General features: G+C 44.1%; 19 protein-coding genes. 17 read left to right on the top strand and 2 right to left on the bottom strand.

Annotated features, from left to right (window positions below; all coding sequences use genetic code 11):
• Window positions 1-37 precede the first annotated feature (37 nt).
• Entirely contained in the window at window positions 38-586 is a 549-nt protein-coding gene (yfcE, locus tag NST58_RS02100) for a phosphodiesterase (RefSeq protein ID WP_248549141.1), read from the top strand.
• Window positions 587-599: 13 nt separating this feature from the next.
• On the opposite strand, the gene NST58_RS02105 is transcribed toward yfcE, so the two are convergent.
• Both NST58_RS02105 and NST58_RS02110 read right to left on the bottom strand, forming a co-directional pair.
• A complete protein-coding gene (locus NST58_RS02105; RefSeq protein WP_339245988.1) occupies window positions 600-1,238 on the bottom strand; it encodes a LysE family translocator in 639 nt (212 codons plus the stop codon).
• Between the two features lie 19 nt (window positions 1,239-1,257).
• Window positions 1,258-1,689, bottom strand: a complete 432-nt coding sequence (locus NST58_RS02110) for an Lrp/AsnC family transcriptional regulator (protein ID WP_076124705.1) — start codon at window positions 1,687-1,689, stop codon at window positions 1,258-1,260.
• Window positions 1,690-1,989: 300 nt separating this feature from the next.
• On the opposite strand from NST58_RS02110, the gene NST58_RS02115 reads away from it, so the two are divergent.
• The 16 genes from NST58_RS02115 (at window position 1,990) to NST58_RS02190 (ending at window position 17,050) form a co-directional block, all read left to right on the top strand.
• A complete protein-coding gene (locus NST58_RS02115) occupies window positions 1,990-3,018 on the top strand; it encodes an agmatine deiminase family protein (protein ID WP_076185589.1) in 1,029 nt (342 codons plus the stop codon).
• Between the two features lie 53 nt (window positions 3,019-3,071).
• The gene (gene aguB, locus NST58_RS02120; protein ID WP_076124702.1) at window positions 3,072-3,947 is read left to right on the top strand and encodes an N-carbamoylputrescine amidase; all 876 of its coding nucleotides are present in this window, start codon (window positions 3,072-3,074) and stop codon (window positions 3,945-3,947) included.
• Between the two features lie 226 nt (window positions 3,948-4,173).
• Window positions 4,174-4,989 carry a transporter substrate-binding domain-containing protein gene (locus tag NST58_RS02125; RefSeq protein ID WP_339245993.1) on the top strand — a complete coding sequence of 272 codons (816 nt, stop codon included), beginning with the start codon at window positions 4,174-4,176 and terminating at the stop codon, window positions 4,987-4,989.
• Between the two features lie 93 nt (window positions 4,990-5,082).
• Entirely contained in the window at window positions 5,083-5,733 is a 651-nt protein-coding gene (locus NST58_RS02130; protein WP_076124698.1) for an amino acid ABC transporter permease, read from the top strand.
• 10 nt (window positions 5,734-5,743) lie between these two features.
• Window positions 5,744-6,466 (top strand): amino acid ABC transporter ATP-binding protein, encoded by a 723-nt coding sequence (locus NST58_RS02135; protein ID WP_076276053.1) that lies wholly within the window; start codon window positions 5,744-5,746, stop codon window positions 6,464-6,466.
• Between the two features lie 155 nt (window positions 6,467-6,621).
• A complete protein-coding gene (locus NST58_RS02140) occupies window positions 6,622-7,068 on the top strand; it encodes a tellurite resistance TerB family protein (RefSeq protein WP_076124697.1) in 447 nt (148 codons plus the stop codon).
• Between the two features lie 124 nt (window positions 7,069-7,192).
• Window positions 7,193-7,789, top strand: a complete 597-nt coding sequence (locus NST58_RS02145; RefSeq protein WP_076124695.1) for a TerD family protein — start codon at window positions 7,193-7,195, stop codon at window positions 7,787-7,789.
• Between the two features lie 29 nt (window positions 7,790-7,818).
• Complete coding sequence (locus NST58_RS02150; RefSeq protein ID WP_036687420.1) at window positions 7,819-8,394, top strand: TerD family protein; 576 nt, start codon at window positions 7,819-7,821, stop codon at window positions 8,392-8,394.
• Between the two features lie 57 nt (window positions 8,395-8,451).
• Window positions 8,452-9,033 carry a TerD family protein gene (locus NST58_RS02155; protein ID WP_036687422.1) on the top strand — a complete coding sequence of 194 codons (582 nt, stop codon included), beginning with the start codon at window positions 8,452-8,454 and terminating at the stop codon, window positions 9,031-9,033.
• A gap of 133 nt (window positions 9,034-9,166) precedes the next feature.
• A complete protein-coding gene (locus NST58_RS02160; RefSeq protein ID WP_076124694.1) occupies window positions 9,167-10,447 on the top strand; it encodes a TerD family protein in 1,281 nt (426 codons plus the stop codon).
• A 27-nt stretch (window positions 10,448-10,474) separates the two neighbouring features.
• The gene (locus NST58_RS02165) at window positions 10,475-11,215 is read left to right on the top strand and encodes a TerC family protein (protein WP_036687425.1); all 741 of its coding nucleotides are present in this window, start codon (window positions 10,475-10,477) and stop codon (window positions 11,213-11,215) included.
• Window positions 11,216-11,440: 225 nt separating this feature from the next.
• Window positions 11,441-12,649, top strand: a complete 1,209-nt coding sequence (locus NST58_RS02170; RefSeq protein WP_232061116.1) for an HpcH/HpaI aldolase/citrate lyase family protein — start codon at window positions 11,441-11,443, stop codon at window positions 12,647-12,649.
• 76 nt (window positions 12,650-12,725) lie between these two features.
• Window positions 12,726-14,036, top strand: coding sequence for a phosphoribosyltransferase family protein (locus tag NST58_RS02175; RefSeq protein ID WP_076219211.1), 1,311 nt, complete (start codon window positions 12,726-12,728; stop codon window positions 14,034-14,036).
• The gene (locus NST58_RS02180; RefSeq protein ID WP_076304760.1) at window positions 14,017-15,168 is read left to right on the top strand and encodes a cysteine protease StiP family protein; all 1,152 of its coding nucleotides are present in this window, start codon (window positions 14,017-14,019) and stop codon (window positions 15,166-15,168) included. Before NST58_RS02175 ends, NST58_RS02180 begins: the two co-directional genes overlap by 20 nt.
• Window positions 15,165-15,998 carry an HAD family hydrolase gene (locus tag NST58_RS02185; RefSeq protein WP_036687429.1) on the top strand — a complete coding sequence of 278 codons (834 nt, stop codon included), beginning with the start codon at window positions 15,165-15,167 and terminating at the stop codon, window positions 15,996-15,998. Before NST58_RS02180 ends, NST58_RS02185 begins: the two co-directional genes overlap by 4 nt.
• Complete coding sequence (locus NST58_RS02190) at window positions 15,995-17,050, top strand: ATP-grasp domain-containing protein (protein ID WP_076185601.1); 1,056 nt, start codon at window positions 15,995-15,997, stop codon at window positions 17,048-17,050. Before NST58_RS02185 ends, NST58_RS02190 begins: the two co-directional genes overlap by 4 nt.
• Window positions 17,051-17,068: the final 18 nt, after the last annotated feature.

A 17,068-nucleotide genomic window follows, 5' to 3' on the forward strand; every position in this document is an offset into this window, starting at 1 on the left:
ATATTTACTTAAGTTAAGTTGAAAAGGAGAATACATGATGAAGTTAATGTTTATTTCCGACATTCACGGATCTTTATTTTGGCTGGAACGGGCTTTGGAAAAGGCAGAAGAAGAGCAGCCGGACAGTCTTATTATTCTAGGAGACTTTTTATATCATGGTCCAAGAAATCCGCTGCCGAAGGAATATAACCCACAAGAGGTTGCTAATAAGCTTAATGCATATAACAAAAACAAGCCTATAACCGCAGTACGTGGAAACTGTGACGCCGAGGTAGACCAAATGCTGCTGGAATTCCCGATGATGGGCGATTATATAATGCTTTTGCACGAAGGCAGACGGATTTACGCTACACATGGTCATGGCTTTAGCATTGAGCATTTGCCGGCGCTTTCCGAGAAGGATATTTTTATTCAGGGACATACCCATATACCAGTTGCCGATGTAAAAGAGGGAGTGTATGTGCTGAATCCCGGCTCCATATCGCTGCCTAAAGAGAATAATCCGAATTCCTATGCTGTTCTAGAGGGCGGGGAATTTATCGTTAAGGATTTTGAAGGCAATGTGGTAAAAAAGATTACCGTATAGTGAGAGGGATCGTTTAAAGGAACTCCTGAAGATTGAGAGATTGAATAAGGGAGACAATGCCAAAGGACAACATTACCAATCCGGATAGTTTGTTGAACATGAGCTGTTTCGACCGTCCTAACATTATGTAGGTTCTGAACAAAGCAGTGCTCCCTGTCAAACCCATCCACCATAATGCGGAACCCAGAAAGACGCCACTAACTAGAAACGGCATATTGGAGCTGCTATGAGACAGAAGGACGCCAGATGCGCTGAATATGCCAAGGAAAAAAATAATCGTCATGGGATTGGACAGCGTCAGCAACAGCGTTACTATGTATGAATTCAGTGAGCTTTTTGGGGAATTGGGTGCTGTGCTGTCTGTGTCTGGGGGTTCTAACAGCGACTTCATGCCAAGATAACAAATAAACAACCCGCCCAAGGCTTGCAGTACCGTTTTATAATCAACCAAAAAAGCGGTGAGGGCGGATAAGCCGAATCCGGCGATACTACCATAAACTGCGTCAGCTGTGGCCGCTCCCAAGCCGCAGCATAGGCCAGTTTTGAAACCTGAGCTTAAGGTTTTCTTGATGCATAAGATGCTGATAGGACCTAAAGGAGCCGCAATAGAAAGCCCCAGCAGCATTCCTTTTGCCATCCACTCCCAAGGCATAAGGCTTCACTCCTTTTATCTATTCTTCTTTTAACGTGGACAAAATAAATACGGTATTTGATCTTACAATGTCATGATTGGCCTTGAGTGTATGCGTTATAAAACCCTCCAATTCGGATAAATCCGGTAGACCCACCTTCAAGAGATAGTCGTATTCCCCCGAGATATGATGACATTCCAGTACTAGCGGCGATTGAATAATGGTTGTGCGGAAGTGTTGGGTTTCAACTGAGCCGTGCAGCTGCACGAAAATATATACCAATAGGGTTTGTCCTATTGCCTTACGGTTTAACTTGACCGTGAATTGATCAATCACTCCGTTATTCTCCAGTTTACGAATTCTTTCAGTGATGGAAGGCACGGATAAATGAACGATTTTACTAATTTCGGAACTGGTCATGCGGCCGTTGCTTTTCAGTAATTCCAAGATTTGAAGATCGATGTCATCCATTGCAACTCACTCCTTTAAGCTAATTATATAAAATCCATTAGAAATGAAAATAGAATCACTAAAATAAGTAAAATTATTAAATGATATCCTGATTTATATTAAAATAATTAAATTTAGCTTCGTTGTAACGGATGGAACTTAAATTTTTTAACTGCAAAATGGGGGCTGCGCACAAAAAAAATTCCTTCCAACATTATTAATGTCCCAGGGAATTGAGCACTAGAACATATTATTGTATGATGAGGAAGGAGTTTTAGGGGTAGAACTGGCTCCAAATATATTAGTAAAGGTAGTTAACACATGAATCCTAAAGATTTGAACTATACAATGCCACCGGAATGGGGCAAGCATGAACGTACTTTTATCTCCTGGCCGGTGCAGGAATCTATGTGTTTCCCGGACAACCACGAGTCAGTGTGCCAAGGTTATGCTGACATTATCACAGCCATCGCCGAGTTTGAACCGATCACGGTTATTGTGAACCCGGAGGATGTGGAGCGGGTAGAACATTTGGTCGGCGGACCGAATGTAACGCTGCTGCCTATTGCGCATAGCGATGCTTGGCTGCGTGATAACGGACCTACCTTTATTGTTAATAAAGAAGGACAAATGGCAGGTGTGAACTGGAAGTTTAATGCTTGGGGCGGTAAATATTCACCTTGGGATCTGGATGACGAAGTGGCTCCGCAGATTCTGGAGCATGCGCAGATCACCCGTTTTGATGCACCGCTTGTGATGGAGGGTGGCTCGATTCATACGGATGGAGAAGGCACTTTGCTTACTACAGAAGAGTGTCTGCTTAACCTAAACCGCAACCCGGAGCTGAAGCGCGAAGAGATCGAAGAGTACGTGCGGAACTATACAGGTACAGAAGCTATTATCTGGCTGAGACGTGGCCTTAGTGGCGATGAAACCGATGGTCATGTCGATAATATTGCTTGTTTTGCTGCACCAGGCAAAGTTATTATCCAGGTCTGTGAGGACCCGCAGGATGAGAACTATGAGATTACGCAAGAGAATCTGCGTATTCTGGAGAACACTACAGATGCCAAAGGGCGTAAGCTGGAGATTATCAAGATTCAGCAGCCACCACGGGTCGATCATGACGGCAGTCGTCTGACGCTCAGTTATTTGAACTTTTATTTCGTGAACGGCGGAATTATCTTGCCTGTGTTTGGCGGCACCGCGACAGAAACGGATACACTTGCTGAGAAAGTGCTGGCTGGTTTGTTCCCGGATCGCAAGATTCGTACAGTTAACGGAATGGCCGTTATCACCGAAGGCGGAAATGTCCACTGCACTACGCAGCAAATGCCTGCACAGCTATAATTGAAGGAAACTAGACGTCCAAAGGGACATTTATATACAAGGAGGACAGATACTTGAGAAATGTAAAAGTAGCTGCGACACAAATGAGTTGTTCCAGCAATATTGAGGAGAATATCAGCAAAGCCGAGACATTGGTCAGAGAAGCGGCAGCACAGGGTGCGCAAATTATTTTGCTCCAGGAGCTGTTTGAGACTCCGTATTTCTGTCAAAAAGAGAAAGCTGATTATTACGCATACGCAACAGAGCTTGAGCATAACAAGGCGATTAATCATTTCAAAGCAGTAGCCAAGGAGCTGCAAGTGGTACTGCCGATTAGTTTTTATGAGAAAAAGAATTACGCGCGTTACAACTCACTTGCTGTAATTGATGCTGATGGAACGGTGCTGGGCAAATACCGCAAGAGTCATATTCCAGATGGCCCAGGTTATGAAGAGAAGTTCTACTTTAATCCGGGAGATACTGGCTTTAAGGTATGGAACACTCGTTATGCCAAGATTGGTGTAGGCATCTGCTGGGATCAATGGTATCCAGAAGCGGCTAGAGTAATGAGCCTGATGGGAGCAGAAATTCTGTTCTATCCAACGGCTATTGGGTCTGAACCGCAGGATGGATCGATCGATTCCAAGGATCATTGGCAGACCTGTATGCTTGGACATGCAGCTGCGAATCTTATTCCAGTCGTGGCTTCCAACCGTATTGGTGAGGAAATTGATGAGGATTCGAGCATTAATTTCTACGGCTCATCGTTCATTGCAGGTCCTCAGGGCAATAAAATCGTTGAGGCTGGACGTGAGGAGCAAACTGTGCTGGTAAGCGAATTCGATCTGGATGCTTTGGAAGTTGGCCGGATCGAGTGGGGAATCTTCCGTGACCGCCGGCCGGATCTGTATAAATTGATCGGTTCTTATGATGGAGATATCACACTTTAATAGGTTTAAAGTTAAATATGCTAAAGGCATTGCTAGAGAGAATACAATCTCTGGCAGTGCCTTTTGTGTTTGATGAATTTTTTTGAGAGTGATGTACGCATAAAACGTATAAAATAATAATATTGTGTTATATAACCTTACATAATTTAGAAAAGTTAATTGTCATGAATCCTTTAATCTGTTAAAATCTCTTTAAGTTATTTCCGAAAATAGGGGGAATGGGGATATGAGAATAAAAAGTCGTGTTTTAATGTCAGTTTTTATATCATTTGTGGTGGTTGCATTGGTAGGTTGTGGAGCAAATAACAGTAAAGCTGGTAACGATTCCTCAGCGGAGAAAATTAAGTTTGCCAGTGATGCCAGCTACGCTCCTATGGAGTATATGGACACGGATAAAATCAAAGGATTCGACATCGATTTCATTAAGGCAGTTATGGAAGAAGCGGGAATAGACTATGACATAACGAACACAGGCTGGGAAACGATGCTGCAAAGTGTGAAGCAGGGAACGGAGTATCAAGCAGGGCTATCTTCAGTATCGATTACGGATGAACGTAAAGAAACCTATGACTATTCCATCCCTTATTTCGAATCTACCAATATGATTATGGTTAAAGAAGGCAGCGACATCAAAAACGCACTTGATCTTAAAGATAAAGTAGTTGCAATACAAGGGGCCACAACTGCAGATGACCTGATGAGCGGAATAATGGGTGTCGACAACCCTAACTTGAAACGTTTTGACAGTAATGCGGTGGCATTGATGGAACTGAATGGCGGCGGAGCCGATGCGGTCGTAGCGGATATTGCCATTGTACGTGAGTACATGAAAAACAATCCTAAGCAGAAGCTGGTGGGGATTGTAGACACGGAGAATTTCGGAGCGGAATATTACGGCATTCTTTACCCTAAGGGCAGTGAGTTAAAAACGAAACTGGATCCAGCTATTAAGAAGGTATTGGAAAACGGAAAGTACGCGGAAATCTACAAAACTTGGTTCGGCGAAGAACCTAACCTGGATAGCTTATTGAACGCAAAATAAGGAAAAAACCTAATAAGCATGCGTAATGATAGCTATTGCGCATGCTTATTTTTTTAAAGAGAGATGACACAAAGAAGAGAAGGGGAGAGTCCTATGGATTTTAGAATGGACATTATCATTCATTATTTGCCCGTCCTTTTAAAAGGGACACTGCTGACTATCGGTATTTCTGTAGTTTCTATTTTATTTGGCTCTATTTTGGGACTGGGGATCGGATTTGGCAAAATGGCCCCAAAATGGTATTTGCGCTGGCCTTTTCATTCATATATCAATTTTTTTCGAGGAACACCATTGTATGTGCAGATTCTGATTGTTCACTTTGGAGTGATTCCCCCGCTTTACGGCAAAACCAATGCCCTAATTACTGCGTTTGTTGCTCTGTCGCTTAATTCGGCTGCTTATTCGGCTGAGATTTTTCGGGCAGGCATTCAGTCGGTTGATCGTGGGCAACGGGAAGCGGCTATTTCACTGGGGATGACTAGTCGGCAAGCGATGAGATTTATTATTTTACCGCAAGCGATCAAACGGATGGTTCCGGCTTTTGGTAACGAGTTTATTGTGCTTGTGAAAGACTCCTCTCTTCTGGCTTTGGTGGCTGCACCGGAAATAATGTATTGGACCAACACGATGAAAGGGCAATATTTGCGGATATGGGAGCCTTATTTGACAGCGGCACTTATTTATTTCATTCTTACCTATTCTCTTAGCAAGCTGCTGAATTACGTTGAACGGAGGCTGAAATAGGATGGAGCCTATGATTTCAGTACGGAACTTACATAAATCATTTGGAACAAACACGGTGCTGGCCGACATAAGTATCGATATTTTCAGTCAGGAGGTAGTGGTGGTTATTGGGCCGTCCGGATCGGGTAAATCCACCTTTTTGCGTTGCCTTAATTTACTGGAGCAGCCGCAGGGGGGCGAGATTGTAATTGAAGGCACTTCTTTGATGGCGGCGAGTACGAAGATTAACGATATCCGTACAGAGCTTGGGATGGTATTTCAGCAGTTTAATCTATTTCCTCATATGAAGGTTATAGAAAACATTATGCTGGCGCCGGTTCAGGTGCGTAAATGGTCTCCGGATAAAGCGCGGCAAAAAGCGCTTGAGCTGCTGCAAAAAGTAGGTCTAAGTGAAAAAGCAGAGATGTATCCAGCCTCATTGTCTGGGGGGCAGGCTCAGCGGGTAGCAATTGCAAGGGCGCTGGCTATGGAGCCCCAAATTATGCTCTTTGACGAACCAACCTCAGCGCTTGACCCGGAGATGGTGGGGGAAGTGCTGGCGGTGATGAAGGAACTGGCCCGTGAGGGGATGACGATGGTCGTGGTGACACATGAAATGGGCTTTGCGCGTGAGGTGGGGGATCGGGTGCTGTTCATGGAACAAGGTGAGATTGTGGAAGAAGGAAGTCCGGAGCAGCTGTTCGGAAATCCTAAGCAAGAACGGACACGATCCTTTCTATCAAAGGTGCTGTAATTTTGTGGAAAGTAGAATCTTGTTATTTTATCAGGTATATTAGAAGAGTAACGGTTATTTCAGGGATTTATATGCAAAATCTGTCGGAACGTGGAGAGGAGGCTCTTGGGATATCTTTTGTTATCATAATCTAGCAGTGATAGAGGGAGAATACGATGAGCACATTTAAAAACTGGTTGAATACAGCCAAAAGCGGACTTACAGATCAAGTGAAGAAATTCAAAAATAAAGATTTCATGAATGCGGTAGTTGCAGGCTGCGCTTTGGTCGCTGCGGCGGACGGTAAAATAGAAGAAGCAGAGAAAAACAAAATGGCCGGCTATATGAATATGAGTAATGAATTGAAGGTATTTGACATGAGAGATGTCATTGCTCAATTCAACTATTACGTAAGTAACTTCGAATTTTCACCAGAAATAGGAAAACAAGAAGCTTTGAAAGCGATCGCTAAGTTTAGCGGCAAACCAGAAGCGGGCCGTCTGATCGTGGGTGTATGCTCGGCAATTGGATCAGCTGATGGTGATTTTGATGATTACGAAAAAGCAGTTGTGCGGAATATTTGTGGCGTCTTAGGATTAAACCCTAGCGAATTCAGTTTATAAATTAGGTGAAGTCATAGATAAAAGTTCGTTGAAACGTAATTTATTCTTTATCGTATCACTGATATAACACCTAAAAGCTAGACTAACAGATAATGATTTTTATCGGAAACGGAGGTACGTTGATTTGGCTGGAATTAATCTGGTAAAAGGTCAAAAGATTGATTTGACTAAAGGTAATGCGGGCTTGTCCAATGTAATTGTGGGCTTAGGCTGGGATCCAATTGAAGCCTCGCGGGGATTCTTTGGAGTCAAGAAACAGGCGAATGTCGACTGTGATGCCTCAGCACTGCTATTAAATGAGGATGGTAAGCTAACTAAGAAGGGTAACCTGATCTGCTTCCACAACAAGCAAAGTCCTTGCAACTCGGTCATTCATTCCGGAGATAATCTGACGGGTGAAGGCGACGGAGATGACGAGCAAATCATGGTTAATTTGAAAGCCATTCCTGCCGATGTTCACAAGGTTCTGGTTGTCGTTAACATTTACGATGCGGTGAATCGCAAACAGGATTTTGGAATGATCAAATCAGCGTATATTCGGGTAATAAATGCTGCCGGGAATAGTGAGTTGATTAAATTCAACTTGTCAGACAACTACACAGGTTTTACGGCACTTATTTGTGGAGAGCTTTACCGCCAAGGTGGAGAATGGAAGTTCGCTGCAATTGGTGAAGGCAGCCACGCCGCTCATATCAATCAACTTGCAGAACGCTACGTATAATCTAAATATAAGAAAAGAGGTATGTAATCATGGCAATTAATCTATCCAAAGGTCAAAAAATCGATTTAACGAAAACAAACCCAGGTCTATCCAAAATCACAGTAGGTCTTGGTTGGGACACAAATAAATATGACGGCGGAAAAGATTTCGATTTGGACGTATCCGTCTTTTTGACCAATGCTAGTGGTAAAGTTGATAAAGAAACCAACTTCATTTTCTTCAATAACAAGCAAAATGAGAATGCTTCTGTTGTTCATACCGGAGATAACCGTACAGGTGAAGGCGATGGTGATGATGAGCAGGTTCAAGTGGATCTTCAGAACATCCCTGCTGATGTAGACAAAGTAGCTTTTACTATTACAATTTATGATGCTGAAGCAAGAAGCCAAAACTTTGGACAAGTCTCCCGTTCCTACGTACGTATCGTAAACGATCTGAACAATGAAGAATTGATTCGTTTCGACCTCGGTGAGGATTTCTCTATTGAAACTGGTGTTGTTGTAGGCGAATTGTATCGTAACGGTGCAGAATGGAAGTTCAATGCTATCGGCAGTGGCTACAAAGACGGCTTGAGCGGTTTGACTCGCGACTACGGCCTGCAATAAATTTCATTCTGCATGCTAAAGATGAATTGAATTCATAAATGAAAGAAGGTTTTGTCAGTGACGATCAGTCTCTCTAAAGGACAACGGATTGATCTTACCAAGACTAATCCGGGTTTGACGAAGGTAGTAGTAGGGTTGGGCTGGGATACTAATAAGTATAGCGGCGGCCAAGATTTTGACCTTGATGCCTCAGCCTTTTTACTGCATGAAGATGGTAAGGCCAAGGGCTCCGATGATTTTGTATTCTACAACAATCCTTCGGGTGGCGCAGGTTCCTTGACTCATACGGGGGATAACCGTACAGGTGAGGGTGACGGAGATGACGAGCAGATTGTTGTTGATTTCAGCAAAATCCCTGCTCATATTCAGCGCATCGGAATAACGGTAACGATCTATGATTATGAAACTCGGGCACAAAACTTTGGACAGGTTTCCAATGCTTTTGTACGTGTAGTAGATGCTTCTAATGATCGTGAAGTGCTTCGCTTCGATTTAGGTGAAGACTTTTCAACTGAAACAGCTGTTGTATTCTGTGAGTTCTACCGCAATGGTGCGGATTGGAAGTTCCAGGCGATTGGAAGTGGCTTTGCCGGCGGTCTAAGCGCTTTATGCAGAAACTATGGACTGGACGCGCAATAACATCCAAGTGGGCGGGGTCATTACCGATCCTGCCCTTTTTATAAATATTTAGAGCAGTACAGACTCCACTTTGTGGGGTTCTTTTTTACAAAATTATTAGTTGGTTTACTCCATTTATAAAGGTGGCGTAAGAATGAGTGTTAACGTAGTCAAAGGGCAAAAAGCTGATCTGACCAAAGGCAATGCTGGACTTCATTCTATAATCGTAGAGATCGGCTGGCATGCTCCGGCTGCTCTGGAGATTGATAGCTCTGCTTTCCTGCTTGGATCAGAGGGTAAAGTAAGTAAAGACGAGGATTTAATATTTTATAATAATCCAGCCACATCTTATATTAGGTATAAGGATGTGCCAGGATTCAATGACCGCAAGCAATTCGAAGTTCAATTGGATAAGATTCCTTCCGATGTGATGAAGATTGCCTTTACGCTTACCATTTATGATGGGGAGAAAAGGGGTCAAAGTTTTGGGCAAGTTAGTCAGGCCTATTTTCGGATTCTCAATCAAGTGACAGGTGCGGAACTGCTCCGATGTGATCTCGACAATCTTTTCTCCGTGGAAACGGCCATTGTGGTAGGGGAATTATATAGATATAACAGTGAATGGAAGTTCAGTGCCATTGCAGCGGGGTTTGCCGGAGGTTTGAAAGAGATATGCAGCAACTTCGGTATTGAAGCGAATGAGGAGCCTGCTCCTGCTGCTCCACAGCCGGAGGTTAAGCCGCAGATTCCACCACAAATCTTCGCAACGCCGCCTGCGCAGCCAGTGAAACGTGAAGAGAGCTCTCCAGCCACACCCCCGCCTTCGCCAATGAATCTCAACTTGAAGAAAATCGAGCTGAAGAAAAAAGGCGATTCCATCAATTTGAAAAAATCAGCCAGTGGTGATTTAGGGGAAGTGTTGATTAATCTCAACTGGAACCAGAAGCAGGGCGGACTCTTTAGTCGTAAAAATGGCGTAGATCTAGATCTTGCTTGTCTGTATGAACTGAAGAATGGCAGTAAAGGAGTGGTACAAGCGTTGGGCAATGCCTTTGGCTCATTGAATCAACCTCCTTATGTCATGCTTGATGGGGATGATCGGACAGGCTCCGTAACTACTGGTGAGAATTTGCGTATAAATGGTATCAAAATTTCCGAGATTGAACGCATTCTAGTGTTTTCCTTTATTTATAAAGGGGTAACCAACTGGTCGGAGGCCGATGGGGTTGTCACCATCAAACAAGGCGGAGGACCTGATATCATTGTAAATTTGGACGAGCATAACAACCGTAAAGGGATGTGTGCCATTGCGTTATTCCGGAATGTAAGCAATGAAACATTTAGTGTTGAACGGCTGGTGCAATATTACAGTGGTCATCGTGAGATGGATGAAGCCTATGGCTGGGGGCTGCGCTGGGTTGCGGGCAGCAAATAATCGATTTTACCGGAGGCGCAAAGTGTAATGGATTGGTTCGCAGATTTTTTTAGAAATATTAGTGAGAATTACGGGCATTTTTTCTCATGGAGTGATGTAGTAGGTACACTCTCTGATCCTGTGAGCTGGGGGATTATCGGGAGCTTAATTCTACTAGAAGGTTTGCTCTCTGCAGATAATGCGCTTGTGCTTGCCGTTATGGTTAAGCATCTACCTAAGGAGCAGCAGAAAAAGGCGCTTTTCTACGGTATCTTAGGGGCTTATTTGTTCAGATTCCTGGCCATTGGACTAGGGACATTTCTTATTAAGTTTACTTTGGTTAAGGTTCTTGGTGCACTGTATCTCTTTTATATCGCATATAAAGGTTTATTTAAAGGTAGTGGCGAAGAGCATACGGAGAATAAAGGCACTTCTTTTTGGAAGACGGTTCTCCTTGTTGAATTAATGGATATTGCTTTCAGTATTGACAGTGTTATTGCAGCATTTGGACTTAGCGATCAGGTTTGGGTTCTCTTTATGGGTGGTATCTTAGGGGTTCTGATGATGCGCGGAGTGGCGCAGGTATTCTTGAAGCTTATTGATAAATTCCCTGAATTGGAACAGGCAGCGTTCCTGCTTATCGCCATTATTGCGGGTAAGATGCTAGCGGGTGCTTTTGGTTTTGAATTGCCGCATGTCGTATTCTTTACAATCCTTATAGCGGTATTCGTGGGTACGATCCTCTATAGTGCTAGACGTAAGAAAAAAGATGCCCATAAAAGTGCATGATTAAAAAAGTAATTGCACCATAGAGAAGTCGGAGCCGATCATGCAAGAATAGAAACGCCTGCTTCTTTCAGGTAATCGTATATGTTATAGCGTAGGCCTTCACTTATATTTGAGAGAGCCAAGATGCCATCCCCAAGGGAGAGTATTGCCGGTTCTGACACTCTCTATGAGGAGAGGTCTACGCTTGTTTTGCTTGGCTTCGCAAAACTATAAGGGGGAACCGATTTGAGATACTTCGATTACCTGACGAAAGAACAAGAAATCTCTTTGTTTTACACTCCGCCTATCTCATTTGATCATACCACGAACAAGGAACTGTTAGCTTACGCTGTCGGCGCTGCCCTCTATATGCCGGCTACCCGTGCAAGTGTTGCAGAAGACATCATTAAGCTCAAGAATGCAGGTCTAGTGACGGTTATTATAGATCTGGAGGACGCAATCGGAGATGACCAGGTTGACAATGCAGAGGAGTCTATTATCCAGCATCTTATTTACCTAGCTGCTTACGCAGAAAATGAGCTGGATTCATCGAACAGCCTCCCGCTTCTTTTTATACGAGTACGTAACCCGGACCAACTCCGGCAAATGATTTTCCGCTTGGGATCCTTGGTAACGATGTTAACAGGGTTTGTATTTCCTAAGTTCTCTGTGGACAATGGAATTCAATATTTTGAAACGTTAGCTGAGTACAACAATACGCGTGGTTATAATGATCCTGTGCTTTACGGGATGCCAATTTTGGAAACTGCACCTATTATTTATCGGGAAAGTCGAGTGGACAGTCTGCTATCTATCCGTGATTTACTCCGTAATTACCGTGAACTTGTCCTAAACGTCAGAATTGGGGCAACGGATTTCTCCAGCCTGTTCGGACTGCGTCGCAGTCCTGATGTTAGTATTTATGATCTTACTCCTATCCGTGACTGTATCTCGGACATTATCAATGTGTTTGGGCGGGTTGAAGAGGGATATGTGATCTCAGGACCTGTCTGGGAGTATTTTGCGAATAAAGGTCATCGAGTTCTCCGGCCGCAGCTGCGGCAGACGCCATTTGAGGATACTTACGGCAAAAACGGCCGTGATATGCGGAATAGCTATATCTCGAGCAGTGTGGATGGGCTAATTCGTGAGGTTATTTTGGATAAAGAGAATGGAATTGTGGGTAAGACGATTATCCATCCTTCTCATCTCAGACCTGTTCAGGCGATGTATACAGTGATGCATGAGGAATACGTCGACGCTTTAAGCATTGTAGAAAGTAATGATGGCAGTCTGGGCGTGTTTAAGAGTCAATATTTTAATAAAATGAACGAAATTAAGCCCCATCTGAATTGGGCAAGACGAATTTTACTACGATCTCAAATATACGGGGTGTTACATGAACAACAGCATTTTGTCGGATTATTACCCGAAAACGAATTTACGCACGTATAACATAGTCGAGAACCTGCAAGTGAATGTAACCGAAACCTTTAACCCCTTTCATATGCCTCTGGATTCTTTATTTTCTATGGCGGCGCGAATTAATAAAAAACGAACTTTTCTGTTTGTCAGTAAGGTGCTTGGCAAGCATATCCCCGTCGATCCGTATACTTCACTTCTAAGCGGAGCAGCGTTGGCGCTGCTGTTATATCAGGAGATGAACGGCGATTCCGTGGATAGTGATCGTATGACAAAGTTATTGGATATGGCGGTTCATGGGCTGATTCATCCTGAATTTGCTAAGGAAGCCTATCAACATTTACTAGCGGCCCGGCTGGTTTTGCCCAAGCCTGTGGTTTTTATTGGATTCGCAGAAACGGCAACTGCACTGGGTCACAGTGTGTACAACATCTTTGCTGAGCAGGCATCCTATATTCATACTACGCGTGAGCATATTCCTGATTTGGAGTCTGTTGTAAGTTTTGTAGAAGAGCATTCCCATGCAGTTGATCATCTATGTTATGCCTTGGATACCGAACTCTTATCTGGGACAGAGCCCATTATATTGGTAGATGACGAGATTACGACCGGGAAAACCGCGATCAATACAATTCGAGATATTCAGTCAAAATTCCCGCGGGAGGAATATGTGGTAGTCTCTCTTCTGGATTGGAGAAGCGGCAGCAATCTTCAACACTATAGTGAGCTTGAGCAGGAGCTGGGGATTCGCATTAAGTCGTTATGTCTGCTGCAAGGGAATATTGAAGTGATAGGTTCACCGGTGTTTAATAAGGATACTGAGCAGCTGGATAGAGAGGCCATTTTTGAGTGTGAGGTTGTAACTACTTATGCTCAAGATGGAATGGAACGACTGGAGGTATCCTCTATCGATTCCTATGGTGAGATCAACACAGCGCCGTATATGAAATATAGTGGACGGTTCGGAATGGAGTCACAGGATAATCTGGAGCTTGATCAGGGTGTGAAACGAATAGCTGAGCAGCTGCGGCAATTGCGTAGAGGACCGAAAGCCTTGGTAATGGGTGTAGGAGAATTTATGTATCTTCCGATGAGAGTGGCGGCGGAAATGGGGGAAGGGATTGCTTACCAGTCTTCCACTAGAAGTCCAATCCACCCTGAGCGTCGGCCGGATTATGGGGTACATAGTGCTGCTGCGTATCCTTCAGCTGGTGATCCGGAAATCACAAACTTTATTTATAATATAGCTCCTGGTCAATACGATGATATATTTGTGCTGATTGAGCGTGATGTACCGCATGAGCGTATGAAACCTATGCTTGATATACTGAAGAAACTGGCCCGCCATAAAGTGCATCTTATTGTACTGACCTCGGAAAGAAGAAGTGGAGGCCCTACCTATGAAGGGAACAGTAACTGAAAAAATTCTAAACAGAAGTATAGCCGAACCGGTTCCGCTAGGCAGCTATTCTCCGTCAGATGTTATATTTTTGCTTAAGGATCTGAGCGATGTTTCACTGGAGCGGGCGACTGACGAAAGAGAGGCCGCCATTCAATCAGGTGTACACTACTCTGAGATGCTGCCCGTGGAATATCAGCCTACTGAGCAGTATATTGAGTTATTTCACGAGACGCTGGAGCAATCTGCGGAGAAGGTCGCTCTAGCAGTAGCGGTAGTCTCTGAGATGATTGTCGCTCAAAGGGGACTTGATACGGTGTTAGTCTCTTTGGCAAGAGCGGGAACACCAATTGGTGTACTGATTAAGCGTTATATCCAAGAGCGATATGGTGCTGATCTGCCGCATTATAGTATCTCTATCATTCGGGGCAAGGGGATTGATGAGAACGCAATCCTTTATATTCTGCAAAAGCACGGGCTTGACGCTGATTTGCAGTTTGTCGACGGATGGACGGGGAAAGGGGCTATTCGCCAGGTATTGATTGAAGCGTGCAACAGCCTGTATGAGAAATATGGCATTCGGCTAAATGATGACCTGGCCGTATTGGCTGATCCCGGGAACTGTTCAGGCACGTTCGGGACTAGAGAGGATTATCTTATTCCTAGTGCATGCCTCAATTCTACGGTGTCAGGACTGATGAGCAGGACAGTGCTGCGCGATGATTTAATCGGTCCGGAAGAATTCCATGGAGCTAAATTCTACAAGGAATGGCTCGATACGGATGTATCTAATGTATTCATTGCGGCGATCTGCCCGTATTTCTCCTCCGTTGCGGAAAAAGCACAAGCGATTGCTGAACAGATGCAGCAATCGCCGCCAGAAATTACATGGCAGGGCCTGCGTGATATTCAGAGTATTCAAGAAGTGTTCGGCATAGATAACATCAATTTGGTCAAGCCCGGAGTCGGAGAAACTACCCGAGTGCTGCTGCGCAGAGTACCGTGGAAGATTCTTGTCGATACTATGGATAATCCAAATCTTCGTCATATTATTCTCTTAGCAGAGGATAGAGGGGTTCCAGTAGAAGTATTCCCTGGACTCACCTACTCCTGTTGCGGGATTATTAAGCCGCTGAGAGGTGAGACGGAATGATCTATGCCAGTGATTTGGACCGAACGTTAATCTATTCCTTAAATGCAATCGGTGTCCCTGAGAATACTCCGGGCCTGGTTCCTGCGGAGGTTGTGGATGGTAAGACGGTTTCATACATTTCGCAAAAAGCATTGGCTGATCTGATGGAGCTTACTTCCCGTATTATCTTTATGCCCGTTACAACACGTACAATAGCGCAGTATAAGCGTATTAATCTGTTTCAAGACACGATTATTCCAGACTACGCGATTACTAGTAATGGCGGGAATATTCTGATTGGTGGCGAAGTAGATAAAAGCTGGAGAGCTTCTGTGGGCAGGCTTGTTCAAAATGAATCGGCTGCGGCAGAAGAAGTTAGAATGCACGTTAGGTCTGTAGTGCACGAGGAATGGATCATTAGTGAGCGGTATTGTGATGATTTATTTTATACTTTTGTAGTAGTTCGTGATTTATTACCTATGGATGAGATCACGAATCTGGCAGAGCGATTATATGATTTGGGCTGGCGGGTATCCTTACAAGGGCGCAAGCTATATGTCGTTCCTGCCGCTGTGAATAAAAGTGATGCGATTGTTCATGTGCGCCGGACGGTTCGTTCAGAACCGATGGTAGCATCGGGAGATTCCTTGTTGGATAAGAGTTTACTAGAAAGTGCGGACTATGCGATTGCTCCTTGTCATGGAGAAATATTTGCAGAGCAGCAGAGTGGTCTTGTAAAATCAAGGTATCCCTTTACGAAGCAAGCGGGTGTTTTTGCTGGTGATGAAATTCTACAGTATGTAAACATGATCTATAATAACTTAACCGTATTGGGAGTTGGGCCACTATGAAAAAGGTAAACATTTATTTCAATCGCTGGTTTTCCGTCGCTTACCATTATATGAATCTCATCCGCAATAATGAGGATGGCGTTCCTGTACAAATCTTCGCCACGCATCCTGATATTCACCATATGTCCCTTCAAGGGGCTGATGTTGCTGGGACTGAACCAGCACTGACTGGAATAGAATATGTTCAATTCTGCGTGGATTTCTGTCGCCGCAATGAGATCGATATCTTCATTCCACGGTTACATATGCTGGATATAGCTTTGCATGCTGCTATGTTTGATGCGATTGGCACCAAGGTTCTAGTCTGTAGAGATTTGGACTTATTGGAGACCATCATGGATAAGGGGAAGTTCTACGAAAGTGTTAAGGAAACAGGGATTATGACAATTCCTGATTATCATGTGGTGAGTACAGCAGAGCAGTTCAAAGAGGCTTATCATGATCTTGTAGCCAAAGGACACCACGTATGCTTTAAACCCACGGAGACAGAGGGAGGCCTTGGCTTCCGTATCATTGATAACACACGTAGTCCTTTACAGGAGCTGTTTGGTCATGTAACTCCGCTGATATCCTTCGATGAGGCCTATCGTATTCTGGGAAGTGAACCTACATTCCCTGAACTTATGGTGATGGAATTGCTGGAAGGTTATGAATACAGTATAGATTGCTTGTCAGATGAGAATGGCAGGCTGTTAGCGGCTGTACCCCGTCGTAAAGCTGGCGGTCGTCTGCGGCTGATGGAGCATATTCCGGAGCTGGAGGAGATCGCTTCCCGGGTAGCAGAGGTATATAAAATACCTTTCAATTTCAATATTCAAATGAAGTATAGTGGTGGAATTCCTAAACTGCTGGAGATTAACCCCCGGATGTCTGGAGGTCTTCATATTTCTTGTCTGTCTGGAATTAACTTTCCATACCTGGCTGTCAAAAGTGCACTCGGCGGAGAGGTCCAGCCTGCGGAGTTCGGCGATAATGTGCTTGCCAGCCATGTAGAGCAGCCGCTAATTATGAAAATAAACGGCGAATCCGTAATTCCGGATCCCGTGAATTGAGCGTTCGCAATCTCGCTC

The organism is Paenibacillus sp. FSL R10-2796 (genome assembly GCF_037965315.1).
Taxonomy (GTDB): domain Bacteria; phylum Bacillota; class Bacilli; order Paenibacillales; family Paenibacillaceae; genus Paenibacillus_AQ; species Paenibacillus_AQ odorifer.

Coding starts and splice junctions, on each gene's coding strand:
- yfcE (WP_248549141.1), top strand. CDS start 38: ATGAAGTTAATGTTTATTTCCGACATTCACGGATCTTTATTTTGGCTG.
- NST58_RS02105 (WP_339245988.1), bottom strand. CDS start 1,238: ATGCCTTGGGAGTGGATGGCAAAAGGAATGCTGCTGGGGCTTTCTATT.
- NST58_RS02110 (WP_076124705.1), bottom strand. CDS start 1,689: ATGGATGACATCGATCTTCAAATCTTGGAATTACTGAAAAGCAACGGC.
- NST58_RS02115 (WP_076185589.1), top strand. CDS start 1,990: ATGAATCCTAAAGATTTGAACTATACAATGCCACCGGAATGGGGCAAG.
- NST58_RS02125 (WP_339245993.1), top strand. CDS start 4,174: ATGAGAATAAAAAGTCGTGTTTTAATGTCAGTTTTTATATCATTTGTG.
- NST58_RS02130 (WP_076124698.1), top strand. CDS start 5,083: ATGGATTTTAGAATGGACATTATCATTCATTATTTGCCCGTCCTTTTA.
- NST58_RS02135 (WP_076276053.1), top strand. CDS start 5,744: ATGATTTCAGTACGGAACTTACATAAATCATTTGGAACAAACACGGTG.
- NST58_RS02140 (WP_076124697.1), top strand. CDS start 6,622: ATGAGCACATTTAAAAACTGGTTGAATACAGCCAAAAGCGGACTTACA.
- NST58_RS02150 (WP_036687420.1), top strand. CDS start 7,819: ATGGCAATTAATCTATCCAAAGGTCAAAAAATCGATTTAACGAAAACA.
- NST58_RS02160 (WP_076124694.1), top strand. CDS start 9,167: ATGAGTGTTAACGTAGTCAAAGGGCAAAAAGCTGATCTGACCAAAGGC.
- NST58_RS02165 (WP_036687425.1), top strand. CDS start 10,475: ATGGATTGGTTCGCAGATTTTTTTAGAAATATTAGTGAGAATTACGGG.
- NST58_RS02175 (WP_076219211.1), top strand. CDS start 12,726: ATGGCGGCGCGAATTAATAAAAAACGAACTTTTCTGTTTGTCAGTAAG.
- NST58_RS02180 (WP_076304760.1), top strand. CDS start 14,017: ATGAAGGGAACAGTAACTGAAAAAATTCTAAACAGAAGTATAGCCGAA.
- NST58_RS02185 (WP_036687429.1), top strand. CDS start 15,165: ATGATCTATGCCAGTGATTTGGACCGAACGTTAATCTATTCCTTAAAT.
- NST58_RS02190 (WP_076185601.1), top strand. CDS start 15,995: ATGAAAAAGGTAAACATTTATTTCAATCGCTGGTTTTCCGTCGCTTAC.